Genomic DNA, 14,622 nt, shown 5'->3' with positions numbered 1-14,622 from the left:
TAAGAAACTGCGGCAAAGAAAACGGATGTGATACGATTGGAATATATACTGTAGAATAATAAGGTAATGGAGTATACCTTGAAAGGAGGAGCGGAAGTGGATAAATTGAAAGTCATTAATCTGGTCAGTCTCGGGGTCGGTATTATTTTCCTTGTATATTTCTTTATATCGATGTTTACCGATGTATCGATGTCGCCGTTATTTCTGGTTATTGCGATACCTATTCTGTTCACGCTGAATGCCATACGTGATTTTTCCGAGGGAAGAAAGATTCTCGGTACGGTGAATGTAGTGATACTACTCGTTTTTCTATCGCTCGTCGTTGTTGAACTTTTTTAAGATGAAAAAACTTTATTCCAAAAGTCGGGAGGTGGATGGATATGGGAAAGGGCGGAATATTGGAGAAGGTGATCCGGGGAGTGTTTTTTACCGTTACTCCCGGACTTGCTCTTTATGGACTGGTTACAGGGGACTTCAGCTACCAGTACCTGATGCTTCTCGGTCTTTCGGGAGTACTGGCGATTACCGGAATAGATGACTATGAAAAAGGGAGAAAGTATTGGAGTCTGTTTTCTTTTATTGTGGCATTGTTTTCTCTTATCACTGCCGTCCAAATATTTTTCTCGGATGCCGGCTTATAACTTTCGCAGTAGGGTATATACATAATCAGTATTCAGAATATTGGTGAATTTATTCTGCGTCAGGGGGAGAATCGATGCTCAAAAATTATCAGACCGGAGCTTTTTTTGATGAAATGATGAACAGTGATGCTACACCGAAGCCTCACTACGAATGGTTTTATAAACTGGTGGAACGTTTTTCGGCCCGGGAACTGGATGAAAAGCACGAGACCGCGCAACTGAGTTTTCTGCGTCAGGGTATCACGTTTACCGTCTATAATAATGAAGGCCAGACTGAGAGGACGATGCCGTTCGATTTTATTCCGATCATTATTCCGGAGTCGGAATGGACGATGATCGAAACAGGTATGAAACAGAGAATGACGGCTCTGAATAAGTTTCTGGAAGATATTTATCATGAACGCAGAATTATTGAGGAAGGCGTTATACCGCGGGAACTTGTGGACAATAATCCTTATTATTACCGGAAACAGGTCCAGGGCGTCGGTATACCTCTTGATAATCATATCTTTCTCTCCGGCGTCGATCTCATCCGTGACGAACATGGGCAGTATCGTGTGCTGGAAGATAATCTGCGTAACCCTTCCGGAATGTCCTACGTGTTTCAAAATCGCTACGTTATGAGACAAGTGTATCCGGAACTGTTTTTCAATCATTCCATCCGTACCCTTGAGCACGAATTCTCGAAACTGCACCAGGCGGTCTGCGATCACAAACCGTCCGGATGTAAAGGGGAGGCGAATGTGGTACTTCTGACTCCGGGGAGTTACAATTCCGCATATTATGATCACATGTTTCTGGCTCAGCAGATGGGTATCGAGCTCGTGGAGGGCAGAGATCTCTTCGTTCAAGACGGAGTCGTCTACATGAAAACGATACGCGGTCTGAAACGGGTCGATATTATTTATAGGCGTATTGATGATGATTTTCTTGATCCGGAAGCTTTCCGGCCGGATTCGGCTCTCGGTGTGAACGGACTTCTTGATGCATATAAGAAAGGTAACGTAGCTATCCTGAACGGAATAGGGAATGGCGTTGCGGACGATAAAGCGATGTACGTATACGTTCCCGAAATGATCCGTTTTTATCTTGGAGAGGAACCTCTTATTCCAAACGTGGAAACGTATTTTCTCAGTGACCCGGAACGTCTTCAATACGTTTTAGAGAATATGGAGGAACTGGTTATTAAAAACGTCGGGGCTTCCGGGGGCTACGATATGCTTATCGGTCCTCAGTCCACGGAAGAAGAAAGAGCGCTTTTCCGTGAGAAAGTGATAGAACAGCCGAATCAGTACATTGCCCAGCCTACTATCAAACTGTCGCGGGCTCCGGCTTTTCAGGGTGGGAATGTTTATCCGTGTCACGTGGATTTACGGGTTTTCGTCATGAACGGAACGGAGATGAATGTGCTTCCCGGAGGGTTGTCGAGGGTTGCCCTGAAAGAAGGATCACTCGTCGTCAACTCTTCTCAGGGAGGAGGCGGCAAAGATACGTGGATTTTGTCGGGAGGAGGCGAAACAGATGCTTAGTCGTACGGCAGACGCTTTATACTGGATGGCGAGAAACCTGGAGCGTTCCGAAAATAACGCCCGGGTACTGAATGTTCAGCTTATAAATATGCTCGAAGCGGCTGATCAGCAAGTGCTGGACAGGGACTGGGAAGAAGTGCTTGAGATTTGTGCTTCCTACCGGGACTACATCAATCATTATTCGAGAATGGAAAGAGGGACTATGATCGAGTATCTGACAATGAATCCGATTAATCCCAATTCCATCGAGAACTGTATGAAAGTCGCGAGAGAGAACACTAAGAATACGCGTGATATCATCCCTGGCGAGTTGTGGGAGGTTCTCAATGAATTCCATCTTGATCATCAGGACAGCGGAGGAAATATAGGGACACTGGCACGGACGAAAGACTATTTGAAAACAGTCGCCCGCACCTCTATGACCGCGCAGGGGGTAATAGAATCCACAATGACCAGAGGGGTACCATATACGTTCATCAAGGTTGGCAAGTGGCTTGAGCGTGCGGAGAAGACAGCCCGTATTCTGAACGTCGTCTGTGAGAAACAAAGGCGGGAACCCCTTCAACATACAACGAACAATTATTACTACTGGCTGGCTGCTCTCAGGTTCCTGAACGGATACGATTCATTCATCAAAGAACATCCGCCGACCATGGACTCTGCGTACGTCCTTGATTTTCTTGTAAAAGAAGAAAAGTTTCCGAGGTCGATAAACTACTGTATGACGCATATTAAAGAAGCGATAATGGATCTTGAAGGCGGGCAGGTGCATCACTATTCGGAAGAGCTGTTTCAGCTTACAGATGTGATTCTTGCAGAAATCAGCGATACCGGGATTAAAGACATGAACATGGAAGAACTTATGAGGTTTCTTGACCATTTTCAGAAGCAGTGCATCGCTTTAAGCAGTCTGTTTATGGAAACCTACTATCTTTCTGTACCAACATCCTCAACATGAGAAGGAGCAAACGATTTTATGAAATACCAAATTGAACACACAAATAAATTCCACTATGAAACATCCGTAGATCAAAGCATGAACCACATTCGGTTAAAACCGCGTTCCGATGAATGCCAGCGGGTATTGGCCTACCGTTCGGAGATCTCGCCTGTCTCTGTAATAAAAGAGCACGTCGATGTGTGGGGGAATCACGTGGAAACATTTTTTATTCCCGAAAAACATAAACATTTGACGGTCAAAACGATTTCAACGGTCAGTATTCAGAAGAGCCCTTTTATCGATATGATCCGCTATTCGGACGAAATGAAGCAGATATTTCATTCCGAGCTTTTTCGCAAACACTATCTGGCCTACCTGAACGAAACACCCTATACATTCATGTACAAAGAACAGATTGATCTGCTTACTAAAAATGTCGGTGATCCGACGGATCCGATTCAGTTTTCTATCGACCTGATGAGATACGTGCACAATACGCTGTTTTACAATACAACCACGACGGATGTGAATACGAAAGCACACGAAGCATGGCCTTTGCAGGGAGGGGTGTGTCAGGACTTTGCTCATATTATGATTGCAGTTTTAAGGGGGAACGGGATACCGGCCCGGTACGCCAGTGGATATTTATATATCGGGGAAGATTCGGCTCTCGTCGGGGACGCTGCCACTCATGCCTGGGTGGAAGTGATGGTTCCTGGTGTCGGCTGGACGGGACTCGATCCGACGAACAACGTAGAAGCGCTGGAGAATCATATACGAATCGGCACGGGGCGTGACTATGCAGATGTAAGTCCGCTGCAGGGGGTATATCGCGGAGGGGGACAGAACCTCGACGTAAGTGTAAGCGTAACGCTTTTGGAAGAGTAAGCGACAAATTTAAAAAGGCGCTCCCCCACCGGCGGGTGGAAGGAGCGCTGTTCGATGTTTCTGAATTAACATGTGCAGATGAGTCTTCCTCCCGGAGGTTGGGAGGTCTTTCTCACATGAATGCTCTTTATAAGAGCATACCCACATTATAGATGGGAAAGATATCCTTGTCTATGCAACAAAAGAATAATTTTTGACAGAGTTTTGAATAAAGAAGGGTATGTTTCTCTTTAGTAAGGTAATGAATAAAGAAAAGTTAAAGAGACCATTCAGCATGCCCAGGGTCTGGAGCTCAGGTGCTTTGATGCTCACGGGAAAGGCTTGCAGAAGCACGTCCGGGCAAAGCCCTTACGGATCGATCACACGACGATTTTTTTCTAATCATTCGGTGGCTGCGACTGCTGGTTATATTGAAGAAGATGTGCTTCTGCTACAGGAAGAGATTCAGAAAGATTTCCGGAAAGAAATGGTAACGAAAGGTTTCATTTCGGAAAAGACTCCGCTGCCGGAATGACTCCTGCCTCCCCCTCTGCTTAAGCAGAGGGATTTTTTCTATGATAAAATAATTTCAGACGTGAGAATATGTGTTTGATACTGCTTTACTGTACGGGAAAGGAGGAAGAGGGGATTGGAATTTGTGATTGATATGCTGATCGGCGCCGGTCTTGTATTCTTCTTTCTGATTACGTTTATCATTTTTCACACTATCAATAACAGAAAGTGACGATTCCGGCATTCGTACGTACCGGTTTTTAATTTGAATCAGCCAATATTGACCGGCGGTATTTTACACCATAAGAAAAGTATTATTATGAGCAACAGGAGGAGAAGAAAGTGAGTTATTTGAAACGTTTCGGGTATGAATATTATGATCTGAAAAATATACTGAAGACCCGTCACCTTGAAGAAGAGCTGGAGGAAATCAAACAGGAGTTCGCTACGCTGCCGGCAGACTCGTATGCGAAGGAACTGAACAGATACAGAAGATACGGGAGAGCGGTGATTATACCGGGCACAGGCCATGTCCAGTGGTTGCCTTCCGTTCGGACCGAAGAGGGGGAAATGTACAAGTATTTCCAGGGGAGCTTCAACCCTGAATATACGGACAGCGCCCGTGATTTTCCGGCTATTTCAGAGAAAATGCGGGAGAACCGTCTGCTTGATGACATCATTCTGTTCGATTACAGACAAACGTTCTGGAGAGAGGAAGACCTTCTTCTCCCTATTCACGCCGGGGTTCATTTTGTGAAACTGGAAGTGGATAATGAACAGGAAATTGCAGTGTCTTCTCCGAACCATCTCCATCAGGACGGGGAACCATTCACGTTCGCCCATCTTGTCCATCGTCAGAACGCAGAAGGGGGCGGGAATGCTATAGGCACTCCTCATGTAGCGGGAGAAGTACCGGAAAACGTAAACGAGAAACAGCTGCTGAAGCAGATGACGCTGACTTCCCCTCTCGAATCATATGGAGTGTTCGATCCGATGGTCAGTCATTATGTTGCTCCCGTAACGAAAGGGAAAGAAGAAATGAAAGGGGAACGTTCGATGATTCTGATTGATTTCCAGCCCACTGTCTGTCCTGACCCGGAGGAGATTTCAAAACAGTTGAGACAGGGAAACTTAATATTCGCCGACTGACAAACAAAATGCACAGAGGGAGGCGAAATCGCTCTCTTGCCACGAGTCTTTGTCCATATAGGGTACAGGAAAGATTACGAAAATAACAAATTGCTCATTGCCTGTTCAGGACGGAACGGATGCAAGATTATGGGCCGTAAAAAGGAGTGATGATTCATGGATAGTGTTATCTTTGATTTAGACGGGACTCTATGGGATCCCATTTCCACGGTGAAAGATGCCTGGAATGAAACAATTCAGGCACATCGTCCCGAAGAAAAAGAACTTAGTCGGGAAGATATGGAATCTATAATGGGACTCCAAACAGAAGAAGTAGTTAAGAAGTTATTCCCGCATCTTGATCAGTCTGAGGGTGAAAAGATTATCCACAATTGTTTTGAAGCGGAGATCGAAGTAATTAAAAAACAGGGTGGGGAATTATACGAAGGGGTGGAACGTACTCTGCAGCACCTTTATAACAACTATCCTCTGTTTATCGTAAGTAACTGCCAGGACGGCTATATTGAAGCGTTTCTTCAGGCCCATCAGCTGGAGAAATATTTTAAGGACTTTGAAAATCCTGGACGTACCGGCCTCTCCAAAGCAGAGAATATTCAGCTCGTGGTGAAAAGAAACGATCTTAACAGCCCGATTTATGTGGGGGATACCTCGGGAGATAAAGAAGCCGCTCAAAGTGCAGGCCTTCCTTTCTACTACGCATCCTACGGATTTGGTGAGGTGGACAGGGCCGAGCAGACGATTGAAACATTCGCCGATCTACAGTCTCTGTTATAATCGGTATCTTGATTGGAGGGTATCCATGGAGTATCGTTATAAAGATTCCAAGAAGTGGAAGCGTGAGGGCCTCAAATCTCTGTGGCAGGCAATGGCTGCTGTTGCAGCCAACATTATTACTATGGCCTCGATAGACCCTTCCCCTCTGCTTCTCAGTTTCATCCAAATTGTGACAGGAGTCATCATTATTTCCGGGGTAATAAACACTTTCTACTTTTTTACGAGATCGGGAAAAGAATATATAACAGTCGATGACCAGGCTGTACTCATACGCAATGGCCCGTTTTTCAATAAAAAAGAAGTGCTTCTCGGGGACATGACGGGACTTGTGGAAAGAGAAGAAGAGCTCGTCATTGAATACGGAAAAAAGCGCAGAGAAACACTGGTGGAAAAGGAAAATCTTTCAGAAGAAGACTTTCGGGACTTTAAACAGGAAATAAGGAACAAAGCGGAAAGAAACTCAGAAAGATTTAGAAGGGGAGGAAAAGAATGATATTTTTTTACATACTGATGGCAGCGTTCGTCGGGCTGATCACTCTTGGGTGGAGAGGAGCGGTCCTAGGCTTTGTGATAGGGATTGTTTACGCAGTAGTCGAGATCAACGCAAAAAAAATCACCAGACTGGAAGAAGAGGTTCGCCGGTTAAAGCAGGGTTCCCGGGAATGAGGAAACCTTACATATATACGATTGGACACTCTTCCCACTCGAAACAGTTCTTTCTTTCTATGCTGAAAGAGGCGAAAGTGAATGCGGTGGCGGATGTACGGGCGTTTCCGGCGAGTCGTAAGTTTCCCCATTTCAATCAGGAGAACATGAAGAAGTGGCTGGCGGGGGGAGGGTTTTCATACTCCTACCACCCTCTCCTTGCAGGACGACGCAATAAAGCAGGCCACGTGCAGTCGGAGGTGAACGGAGCCTGGGAGAACCAGTCCTTTCACAATTATGCAGACTATACACTGACGGAGGAGTTCAGGGAAGGAATAGTCGGGCTCGAAGCACTGGCCGGTGAGAAGGATGTTGCGTATTTTTGTGCGGAAAGACACCCGTCCCGCTGTCACAGACTGCTTGTCAGTAACTGGCTGGAAGCGAACGGATGGGATGTCTATCATATTTTAGATGAAAAGGATGGAATTTCCCTGGTAAAACACGAGCAGGGCCGGTGGGGAGCGATGCCTATCATCGAGAAAGACGGGGTGGTCGTGTATCCGGAAAACGGGTGAAAGAAACATGCCGGGGGCCTGATTCCTTTTGAACCTGAGTATCGATTTTCCTGCATGGCAGACTTTTACAACGGGAGGTTCCGATGCCTGAACAGAACGATCGCCAGAGTATAAGCAAGGATTCCAATACCCGTAAGTATGAGAGAAGATGTCCATACTTCCGCATCTCCTCCGGCGATTTTTCCGGGTTCATAAAGCGAAAAGGGAGTGATGTTCCGTAACCAGTCGACATCGGTCACAATCTTTCCAATCATATTCATTCCGTAAAAAAGGAAGGTCAACCCGCCTGCTGTCGCTAACGCCGACCTCTCATCGTTCAGTAGGGAAGACACGAGGAAAGAGTACCCCCCTACTGCAAAAAATAACAAAAACCCCACAAAGTTGATCTGAAAAAAATCTTTCATGGCTATCGCATTCTGCTCATCTATCAGCAGTTCGCCGGCAGCCAGTCCCCCGCCGAAATTCAGGACATGTATAATGATAAGACCGCTCAGCAGAACCATCATCTGAGTAAAAGCAATCTGAACCCTGGAGATTCTGGTGGAAAGGAGATAAGCCATGGAACCCCGGTCCACAAGTTTTGCCAGCAACTGCACCGCACTCATTACGCTGAACACACCCAAAATAAGCAGGTAGAATAATCCGTAGTATTCCGCTGAAATAAACTGGCCATAGTTGCCGAAAGCTTCCAGTCCGAGAGCTCTTAATAGAGAATCAGGGAACAGTTCCATCATGCTTTCCATTTCATCGAGATTGTCCGCAAAGAGGGGGAACAGCGACGTCATAAGAACTACATAAATAGCGGAAACGAGACCAAAGCCGAGGAATAATTTAATATTTGATTTCATCATTTGTTTATAAAGCGGAAAATTCATGACCCGGCCTCCTCTGCATCATAGTAATCCATAAATATCTGTTCCAGACTCTGGGTGCCGGCACTGATATTTTTGACGCTGTACTTCGATAATTCGTGGATAAAATTATCAAAGTCCCCCTGGACTTCGACCCGTACGAATAACCCCTCCGTTTTTTTAATGGAAAGCCTGGATTCCTTCATAGCTTCAACATCTTCGGACCGGGTCAGTGTGACATCGAAGACCTTACGCTGCATGGATTGCAGTTCGTGTATATCCTTGACCGTAACAATCTCTCCGTTCCGGATGATAGCTGCACGATCGCACGTTCGTTCGATCTCCGAAAAGCTGTGGGAGGACATCAGAAAGGTTTTTCCCTTTTCCTTCTCTTCCAGCACGAGCTCGACGAAAAGCTTTTGCATAAGGGGGTCCAGTCCGGAGGTGGGTTCATCCAGAATATATACATCGGGGTCGTGCATAAATGTCGCAACGATTCCGACCTTCTGTTTCATGCCTTTGGACATCTTCCGGATAGGAGTATCGGGATCAAACTGGAGACGCTGAATCAGGCTGGTCCGTTTGCTCTTGTCCGTGATCCCCTGCATTCCTGCCATCATATCGAGAAAGTCGCTCCCTGTCATTCCTTCGAGAAAAGCGATCTCCCCCGGTAAATAACCGATTCTTCCCCGTGCTTTCGCCTGATTCTTCCACGTATCATAACCGTCAATTACAGCACTCCCCTTTTGAGGTTTCATATATCCGAGGAGATGACGGATAGTCGTGGATTTACCTGAACCGTTAGGTCCGAGAAACCCGAACACTTCCCCTTCCTTCACTTCAAAAGAGACGTTGAAAATCCCTTTGCCATTCGGAAACTGCCGGGTAAGATTGTCGATGCGAATCATTGCTTCCACCCCTTCCCGTAGAAAAAGACTGCTTTTTCTAAATTCTATTACTCTCTCCGGGATTGTCAATGCCTCCTTGTGGAAATTACTAATATTTTCAAAAAAATGATTCAGGGAGTGCAAAAGATTCTGACTTTTGTTATACTGGTATCGTCCAAGTGAATAAGTAATCAACTACTAGGGGTGTCCGTGATACGGACTGAGAGGAAAGAATGACTTTCCGACTCTCTGGACCTGATCTGGCTCATACCAGCGTGGGGAAGTAGTCAACATACCATTGACGAACCGGGTCCTGTAATTCAGGAGCCGGTTTTTTGCTTCTTCTTCTGCCTGGGATAAAAGGGGGGAGAATTATGAATCGCACAAAACTGCTTACGACCATGGCTGTGCTTACTGCACTCGGAACGCTCGGGGCACAGATGCTGTGGTTTCCGGCCGGAATAGCAAAGGCCTATCCGGTCCAGCATGCCGTCAACGTCGTCGCTGCCGTTACGCTTGGACCGCTGCCGGCGGTGACGATAGCTTTCCTGATAGCTGTGTTGCGGAACCTGTTAGGTCTCGGCACTCTGCTCGCATTTCCGGGTGGTATGATCGGGGCTTTTGTGGCGGGAGTGACATATCACTACACGAAGCGTATCGGGGGAGCGGTAACCGGTGAAATCATCGGGACAGGATTATTCGGATCTCTTGCTTCCGTACCGATCGCCAATCTGTTGATGGGTACAGGCGCCGGGGTTTTCGCTTTTGTACCGTCATTCGCTGTAAGTACCGTGACCGGGGCGCTGATAGGCTGGATGGTCGCAGTCCGGCTGAAACAGACAGCTATCGTGACAACTTAATTATTTGAACTGCTGGGGGCGCGGATATCACTGAGATAAGGTTTTGCCTTAGTCCCTTTGAACCTGATGCGGGTCATGCCGCCGAAGGGAAGCACTCTGCACATGGGGGCTTCCTTTATACTAAAACGAGGAGGCTATTTTTATGTCATTTACGAAAGAATTAAGAAGAGAAAATGAAGATGTATTTCAGGCGATTTTCGATCACCCGTTTGTCCAGGGTCTTGGCGAAGGTGAACTGCCGAAAGAAGCGGTGGCTCACTACGTAAAAGCGGACTATGAATACTTGAATACCTTCCTTACCCTTTATGGCACGGCCATTTCCCAATCCGACAGTCGGGAGGATATAACATTTTTTCATAATCAGATCGCCTTTGTGCTGGGGGATGAGATACATCCACACCGCAATTTAAGCGATTACGCAGGCACCCCGTACGAAAATCTTCAGGGTTATCCGATGCCACCGACGGCGGATCATTATCGTGCTCACATGAAGAGTGTGGCCACAGAAGGTCTGCTCGGAAAAACAATTGCGGCTATGCTTCCCTGTCCGTGGACTTACGATGAAATCGGAAAAGAATTGAAACGGCGTTTCTCTCCGGAACCGGACCATCCTTTCTATGAGTGGATTGAATTCTATGCCGATGATTCTATTGCCGAAACCACCGGCTACATGATGAAGCGCCTGGACGAGGAAGCGGAGCAGGCATCTCCGGAAGACAGGCGGAAAATGAAAGAGGCTTTCCGGAAAAGCTGTCAGTTGGAACTCGCTTTCTGGGAAATGTCCTATTCACTGGAAGAATGGCCTGCAGGAAAGGAGGCGGCGAGATGAGACCATATACAGCACTGACAATCGCAGGATCCGATTCCGGAGGTGGAGCCGGGATTCAGGCGGATATCAAGACGATGGAAGAATGGCAGGTGTACGGAATGTCTGTGCTGACCTCACTAACAGCTCAGAACACTATGGGAGTCCGGGAGGTTCATCACGTACCTGTTCCATTCCTTACTGCTCAGCTTAAAAGTATTGAAGAGGATCTGCCTGTGGATGCTATCAAAACCGGAATGATTTCATCGAAAGAAGCTGCACGCACAGTAGGGGAATGGATCGGGGCCCGGCGAAAACCATACGTCTGTGACCCCGTCATGGTAACCGCGAGCGGTCATCCTCTTATGGAAGAGGAGACGAGGGAGGCGCTTTCCGAATATCTTTTTCCTCATGCTGATGTCGTCACTCCGAATATTCCGGAAGCGGAAACGCTGCTTAGGATGACTATTAAGACAGAAGCTGATATGGAAGAAGCGGCAGGACTGTTTGTAGAAAAACTCGGCAGCCGCGGCGCGCTCATTAAAGGCGGACATCTGGATGGAGAAGCAGTTGATGTATTGTATGACGGAGAAATTATGAGGACATACAGAGAAGCGCGCATTAAAACGGATAATACCCATGGCACAGGCTGTACGTATGCTTCGGCTATCGCGGCGAATCTGGCGCGGGGACGGACGCTTCCTGTAGCTGTAGAGAAGGCTAAACATTTTATTACAGAAGCTATCCGTCATTCTTTCGACCTCGGTTCAGGGAGCGGCCCTACGAATCACTGGGCCGGCAGAAGGGGTGAGGTCAAATGATGGAAGAGCGTGTAAGAGAAAAAAGACCGCTGGTTCACCACATTACGAATGAAGTAGTGATGAATTTCTCTGCGAACGGCCTCCTGGCATTCGGAGGGAGCCCGGTTATGGCGAAAGAAAGAGAAGAAGTCGCAGACATAGCAGGGGCGGCCGATGCTCTTGTATTGAATATCGGCACGCTCCGGAGCAGTGACGTGGAAACGATGATAGCAGCAGGAAAAGCAGCTAATGAGAAGGGTATTCCTATACTGCTGGACCCGGTGGGGGCAGGAGCGAGTACCTTCCGGAAAAATGCAGTCAGAAAAATAACAGAAGAGCTGGACGTAGCCGTCGTGAAAGGGAACGCCGGGGAAATCGCTGCTCTCGCAGACATACCACTGAAAGTAAAAGGTGTGGATTCGGAAGAAAGCGGAGATTCCACAGATATCGCCCTGAGGGCTTCGGAGAAACTGAACACCTGCGTAGTAGTGACGGGAGCAACAGATATAGTAGCGGAAAATGGCAATTATACAATGTCTTCCTACGGTTCTCCTCTGCTTACGCAGGTTACAGGGTCGGGGTGTCTCCTCGGGACGCTGATTGCCGCCTGTCTCACGGTTGAGGATGAAAAAGAGAAAGCGGTACTTTTTGCAGTGGAATTTTATAATAAAGCTGCGGAGAGGGCGGAAGCGAACTCCCATGGTCCGGGGTCTTTCGCCGTTTCTCTTCTCGATGAACTGGGGGGAGATGTATGAGTGATTATCTTCATACCTATTTCATTATGGGAAGCCAAAACTGTAAAAAAGACCCTGTGGAAACTCTGCGGCGAGCCATCAGGGGAGGGATCACCGCTTTTCAGTTCAGGGAAAAAGGAGAAGGATCATTGATGGGCGCCGAAAAAGTCAAGCTCGGCCACCGTCTGCGGGAAGTATGCCACGAGCATGAAATCCCTTTTTTCGTAAATGATGATATTGAGCTGGCACGTGAATGGAAAGCGGACGGTGTTCACATCGGGCAGGAAGATACGGAAATAGAAAAAGTTAGAGATCGTTTCCCGGCTCTTATAATCGGATTATCCGTATCCACCCCGGAAGAACTGGAGCAGAGCCGGTACGAGCTGGCAGATTATCTCGGAGTGGGACCCGTGTTCAAAACTTCGTCGAAGCAGGATGCGAAAGACGTAATAGGAATAGAAGGACTTCGGACGATTCAGAACAAAGCCGGCTTGCCGGTGGTCGCCATAGGAGGTATACACGAAGGTAACGTACAGAAAGTTAGAGAGACCGGTGCCGGGGTAAGCGTTATTTCCGCCATCGCAAGTAATGAAGATCCTTTCAGCGGTGTGCAGCGATTATTATAGCAAAACCACTCCGGTCACTGCTGAAGTGACCGGAGTGGTTTTGTGTTTTAAGACCGATATATAAATGCAGAAACAAAAAATCCTTCCACCTGGGCAGAAGGATAAGACAGTCTAAGAAGCTCGGACGAGTGATAAGTGCGTGCAGATGAGTCGTTCCGCAAAGAGGAATAACTCTCACCTTCACTGAACGATCCTCTATTATGTATCGACTGTATCTGTTTATTATACATAACAAAATTCGATACGTAAATGCATATAAGGTTTTTCTGTAAACATCGGGCAAAGGTAATAGGTCAAATTGCTAAAGACGTTTTCTGGAAACGTTTGTAGCAATCTGACCCGCGGTTCTGATGCTGTGCAATTTTTTTAGGGACTATTCCCCTGAAGCATATCCATACGGGTTGTAGCTGCGCCATCGCCAGGTGTCCTCACACATGTCAGTGATGGATTTTTCCGCTTTCCACCCCAGCTTTTCCTCGGCTTTTGAAGGGTTCGCATAGCAGGAGGCTACATCACCTTCGCGGCGGCCGGTCACTTCATAAGGTACAGAACGACCGGAAGCTGATTCGAAAGCCCGGACGAGCTGAAGTACGCTGTAACCTTCCCCGGTGCCGAGGTTATAGATTTCATGACCCGATCCCTGCATTGCTTTATCCAATGCTTTTACGTGGCCGAGAGCAAGGTCTGTTACGTGGATATAGTCACGTACCCCCGTTCCATCAACGGTCGGATAATCATCGCCGTAAACGGTGAGCTTTTCGTATTGTCCAAGAGCCACTTTTGCAACATAAGGCATGAGATTATTCGGAGTTCCATTCGGTGACTCGCCGATTTTTCCGCTCGGGTGAGCGCCGATCGGGTTGAAATAGCGCAGAATGGAAATGCTCCATTCGGAATCAGCGTTCCAAAGATCTGCCAGAACCTCTTCAATCATCAGTTTCGTTCTTCCATAAGGATTGATGGCAGACACCGGGAAGTCCTCCGTTATCGGGTTGAATGCCGGTTTCCCGTAGACCGTAGCGGAAGAAGAGAATATGATGGTTTTCACATTAAATTCGGTCATGACTTCCAGCAGTACGAAAGTAGCCGTCAAATTATTTTTGTAGTACGTGAGAGGAAGGGAGACCGAATCATTCACCGATTTGAGACCTGCCATGTGTATAACAGCTTCAATCGTGTGCTTCGAGAAAATCTCCTCGAGGGCACTCCGGTCCAGCAGGTCGTTTTCGTAGAATGTTATCGTTCCGCCGGTAATTTCCTCGACTCTCGCCAGGGACTCTTTTCGACTGTTCGACAGGTTGTCGATAACAGCAATGTCATACCCTTCGTTCAAAAGTTCCACGCATATATGACTTCCGATGAAACCTGCGCCTCCTGTAATAAGAATCATAGGCTACCCTCCTGTTTTTATTCTTATCCATAAAAT

Annotated in this window: 18 protein-coding genes and 2 riboswitches; of the genes, 15 read left to right on the top strand and 3 right to left on the bottom strand. The window is 47.1% G+C overall.

Going from position 1 to position 14,622, the window contains the following annotated elements:
• The first annotated feature begins 96 nt into the window (after positions 1-96).
• From BLU03_RS02080 to BLU03_RS02040, 10 genes are all read left to right on the top strand, one after another.
• On the top strand, positions 97-339 hold the full coding sequence (locus BLU03_RS02080; protein WP_040609891.1) for a hypothetical protein: 243 nt from the start codon (positions 97-99) through the stop codon (positions 337-339).
• Between the two features lie 41 nt (positions 340-380).
• Positions 381-641, top strand: a complete 261-nt coding sequence (locus BLU03_RS02075) for a hypothetical protein (protein ID WP_008592398.1) — start codon at positions 381-383, stop codon at positions 639-641.
• Between the two features lie 74 nt (positions 642-715).
• Positions 716-2,170, top strand: coding sequence for a circularly permuted type 2 ATP-grasp protein (locus tag BLU03_RS02070; RefSeq protein ID WP_093105215.1), 1,455 nt, complete (start codon positions 716-718; stop codon positions 2,168-2,170).
• Positions 2,163-3,128: an alpha-E domain-containing protein gene (locus BLU03_RS13750; RefSeq protein ID WP_245698671.1), complete on the top strand. Its 966-nt coding sequence runs from the start codon at positions 2,163-2,165 to the stop codon at positions 3,126-3,128. Before BLU03_RS02070 ends, BLU03_RS13750 begins: the two co-directional genes overlap by 8 nt.
• Before the next feature lie 18 nt (positions 3,129-3,146).
• Positions 3,147-3,998 (top strand): transglutaminase family protein, encoded by an 852-nt coding sequence (locus tag BLU03_RS13745; protein WP_008592392.1) that lies wholly within the window; start codon positions 3,147-3,149, stop codon positions 3,996-3,998.
• A gap of 834 nt (positions 3,999-4,832) precedes the next feature.
• A complete protein-coding gene (locus tag BLU03_RS02055; protein ID WP_093105209.1) occupies positions 4,833-5,639 on the top strand; it encodes a 2OG-Fe dioxygenase family protein in 807 nt (268 codons plus the stop codon).
• 156 nt (positions 5,640-5,795) lie between these two features.
• On the top strand, positions 5,796-6,413 hold the full coding sequence (locus BLU03_RS02050; RefSeq protein WP_008592389.1) for an HAD family hydrolase: 618 nt from the start codon (positions 5,796-5,798) through the stop codon (positions 6,411-6,413).
• A 25-nt stretch (positions 6,414-6,438) separates the two neighbouring features.
• A complete protein-coding gene (locus BLU03_RS02045) occupies positions 6,439-6,906 on the top strand; it encodes a hypothetical protein (RefSeq protein WP_008592387.1) in 468 nt (155 codons plus the stop codon).
• Positions 6,903-7,079 carry a hypothetical protein gene (locus tag BLU03_RS13560; RefSeq protein WP_176765379.1) on the top strand — a complete coding sequence of 59 codons (177 nt, stop codon included), beginning with the start codon at positions 6,903-6,905 and terminating at the stop codon, positions 7,077-7,079. Before BLU03_RS02045 ends, BLU03_RS13560 begins: the two co-directional genes overlap by 4 nt.
• A complete protein-coding gene (locus BLU03_RS02040; RefSeq protein WP_093105206.1) occupies positions 7,076-7,633 on the top strand; it encodes a DUF488 domain-containing protein in 558 nt (185 codons plus the stop codon). The genes BLU03_RS13560 and BLU03_RS02040 overlap by 4 nt, the downstream gene beginning before the upstream one ends.
• Positions 7,634-7,698: 65 nt before the next feature.
• On the opposite strand, the gene BLU03_RS02035 is transcribed toward BLU03_RS02040, so the two are convergent.
• A complete protein-coding gene (locus BLU03_RS02035) occupies positions 7,699-8,508 on the bottom strand; it encodes an ABC transporter permease subunit (RefSeq protein ID WP_076569371.1) in 810 nt (269 codons plus the stop codon).
• On the bottom strand, positions 8,505-9,392 hold the full coding sequence (locus BLU03_RS02030; RefSeq protein ID WP_093105603.1) for an ABC transporter ATP-binding protein: 888 nt from the start codon (positions 9,390-9,392) through the stop codon (positions 8,505-8,507). Before BLU03_RS02030 ends, BLU03_RS02035 begins: the two co-directional genes overlap by 4 nt.
• 169 nt (positions 9,393-9,561) lie before the next feature.
• A riboswitch (TPP riboswitch) is annotated at positions 9,562-9,670 on the top strand.
• Positions 9,671-9,745: 75 nt separating this feature from the next.
• On the opposite strand from BLU03_RS02030, the gene thiW reads away from it, so the two are divergent.
• From thiW to thiE, 5 genes are all read left to right on the top strand, one after another.
• A complete protein-coding gene (gene thiW, locus BLU03_RS02025; RefSeq protein ID WP_076569375.1) occupies positions 9,746-10,231 on the top strand; it encodes an energy coupling factor transporter S component ThiW in 486 nt (161 codons plus the stop codon).
• Between the two features lie 4 nt (positions 10,232-10,235).
• A riboswitch (TPP riboswitch) is annotated at positions 10,236-10,338 on the top strand.
• A 35-nt stretch (positions 10,339-10,373) separates the two neighbouring features.
• Positions 10,374-11,060, top strand: a complete 687-nt coding sequence (gene tenA / locus BLU03_RS02020) for a thiaminase II (RefSeq protein WP_093105203.1) — start codon at positions 10,374-10,376, stop codon at positions 11,058-11,060.
• The gene (gene thiD / locus BLU03_RS02015; protein WP_008592373.1) at positions 11,057-11,857 is read left to right on the top strand and encodes a bifunctional hydroxymethylpyrimidine kinase/phosphomethylpyrimidine kinase; all 801 of its coding nucleotides are present in this window, start codon (positions 11,057-11,059) and stop codon (positions 11,855-11,857) included. The genes tenA and thiD overlap by 4 nt, the downstream gene beginning before the upstream one ends.
• Positions 11,854-12,591 carry a hydroxyethylthiazole kinase gene (gene thiM, locus BLU03_RS02010; protein WP_093105200.1) on the top strand — a complete coding sequence of 246 codons (738 nt, stop codon included), beginning with the start codon at positions 11,854-11,856 and terminating at the stop codon, positions 12,589-12,591. The genes thiD and thiM overlap by 4 nt, the downstream gene beginning before the upstream one ends.
• Positions 12,588-13,196 carry a thiamine phosphate synthase gene (thiE, locus tag BLU03_RS02005; protein ID WP_093105197.1) on the top strand — a complete coding sequence of 203 codons (609 nt, stop codon included), beginning with the start codon at positions 12,588-12,590 and terminating at the stop codon, positions 13,194-13,196. Before thiM ends, thiE begins: the two co-directional genes overlap by 4 nt.
• Before the next feature lie 373 nt (positions 13,197-13,569).
• Here the strand turns inward: thiE and galE are convergent, their stop codons facing one another.
• The gene (gene galE, locus BLU03_RS02000) at positions 13,570-14,586 is read right to left on the bottom strand and encodes a UDP-glucose 4-epimerase GalE (RefSeq protein WP_093105195.1); all 1,017 of its coding nucleotides are present in this window, start codon (positions 14,584-14,586) and stop codon (positions 13,570-13,572) included.
• Between the last annotated feature and the right edge of the window lie 36 nt (positions 14,587-14,622).

The sequence above is a fragment of the Salimicrobium album genome (assembly GCF_900107115.1).
In the GTDB taxonomy this organism is placed as follows: domain Bacteria; phylum Bacillota; class Bacilli; order Bacillales; family Halobacillaceae; genus Salimicrobium; species Salimicrobium album.
This window is presented reverse-complemented; position numbering and strand designations above follow the sequence as displayed.

Bases quoted from the DNA above. Each gene is read 5' to 3' on its own strand.
- BLU03_RS02075 (WP_008592398.1), top strand. From the start codon at position 381: ATGGGAAAGGGCGGAATATTGGAGAAGGTGATCCGGGGAGTGTTTTTT.
- BLU03_RS13560 (WP_176765379.1), top strand. From the start codon at position 6,903: ATGATATTTTTTTACATACTGATGGCAGCGTTCGTCGGGCTGATCACT.
- BLU03_RS02040 (WP_093105206.1), top strand. From the start codon at position 7,076: ATGAGGAAACCTTACATATATACGATTGGACACTCTTCCCACTCGAAA.
- BLU03_RS02050 (WP_008592389.1), top strand. From the start codon at position 5,796: ATGGATAGTGTTATCTTTGATTTAGACGGGACTCTATGGGATCCCATT.
- BLU03_RS02070 (WP_093105215.1), top strand. From the start codon at position 716: ATGCTCAAAAATTATCAGACCGGAGCTTTTTTTGATGAAATGATGAAC.
- BLU03_RS02030 (WP_093105603.1), bottom strand. From the start codon at position 9,392: ATGATTCGCATCGACAATCTTACCCGGCAGTTTCCGAATGGCAAAGGG.
- thiW (WP_076569375.1), top strand. From the start codon at position 9,746: ATGAATCGCACAAAACTGCTTACGACCATGGCTGTGCTTACTGCACTC.
- BLU03_RS02045 (WP_008592387.1), top strand. From the start codon at position 6,439: ATGGAGTATCGTTATAAAGATTCCAAGAAGTGGAAGCGTGAGGGCCTC.
- thiE (WP_093105197.1), top strand. From the start codon at position 12,588: ATGAGTGATTATCTTCATACCTATTTCATTATGGGAAGCCAAAACTGT.
- BLU03_RS02035 (WP_076569371.1), bottom strand. From the start codon at position 8,508: ATGAATTTTCCGCTTTATAAACAAATGATGAAATCAAATATTAAATTA.
- tenA (WP_093105203.1), top strand. From the start codon at position 10,374: ATGTCATTTACGAAAGAATTAAGAAGAGAAAATGAAGATGTATTTCAG.
- BLU03_RS13745 (WP_008592392.1), top strand. From the start codon at position 3,147: ATGAAATACCAAATTGAACACACAAATAAATTCCACTATGAAACATCC.
- BLU03_RS13750 (WP_245698671.1), top strand. From the start codon at position 2,163: ATGCTTAGTCGTACGGCAGACGCTTTATACTGGATGGCGAGAAACCTG.
- galE (WP_093105195.1), bottom strand. From the start codon at position 14,586: ATGATTCTTATTACAGGAGGCGCAGGTTTCATCGGAAGTCATATATGC.
- thiM (WP_093105200.1), top strand. From the start codon at position 11,854: ATGATGGAAGAGCGTGTAAGAGAAAAAAGACCGCTGGTTCACCACATT.
- thiD (WP_008592373.1), top strand. From the start codon at position 11,057: ATGAGACCATATACAGCACTGACAATCGCAGGATCCGATTCCGGAGGT.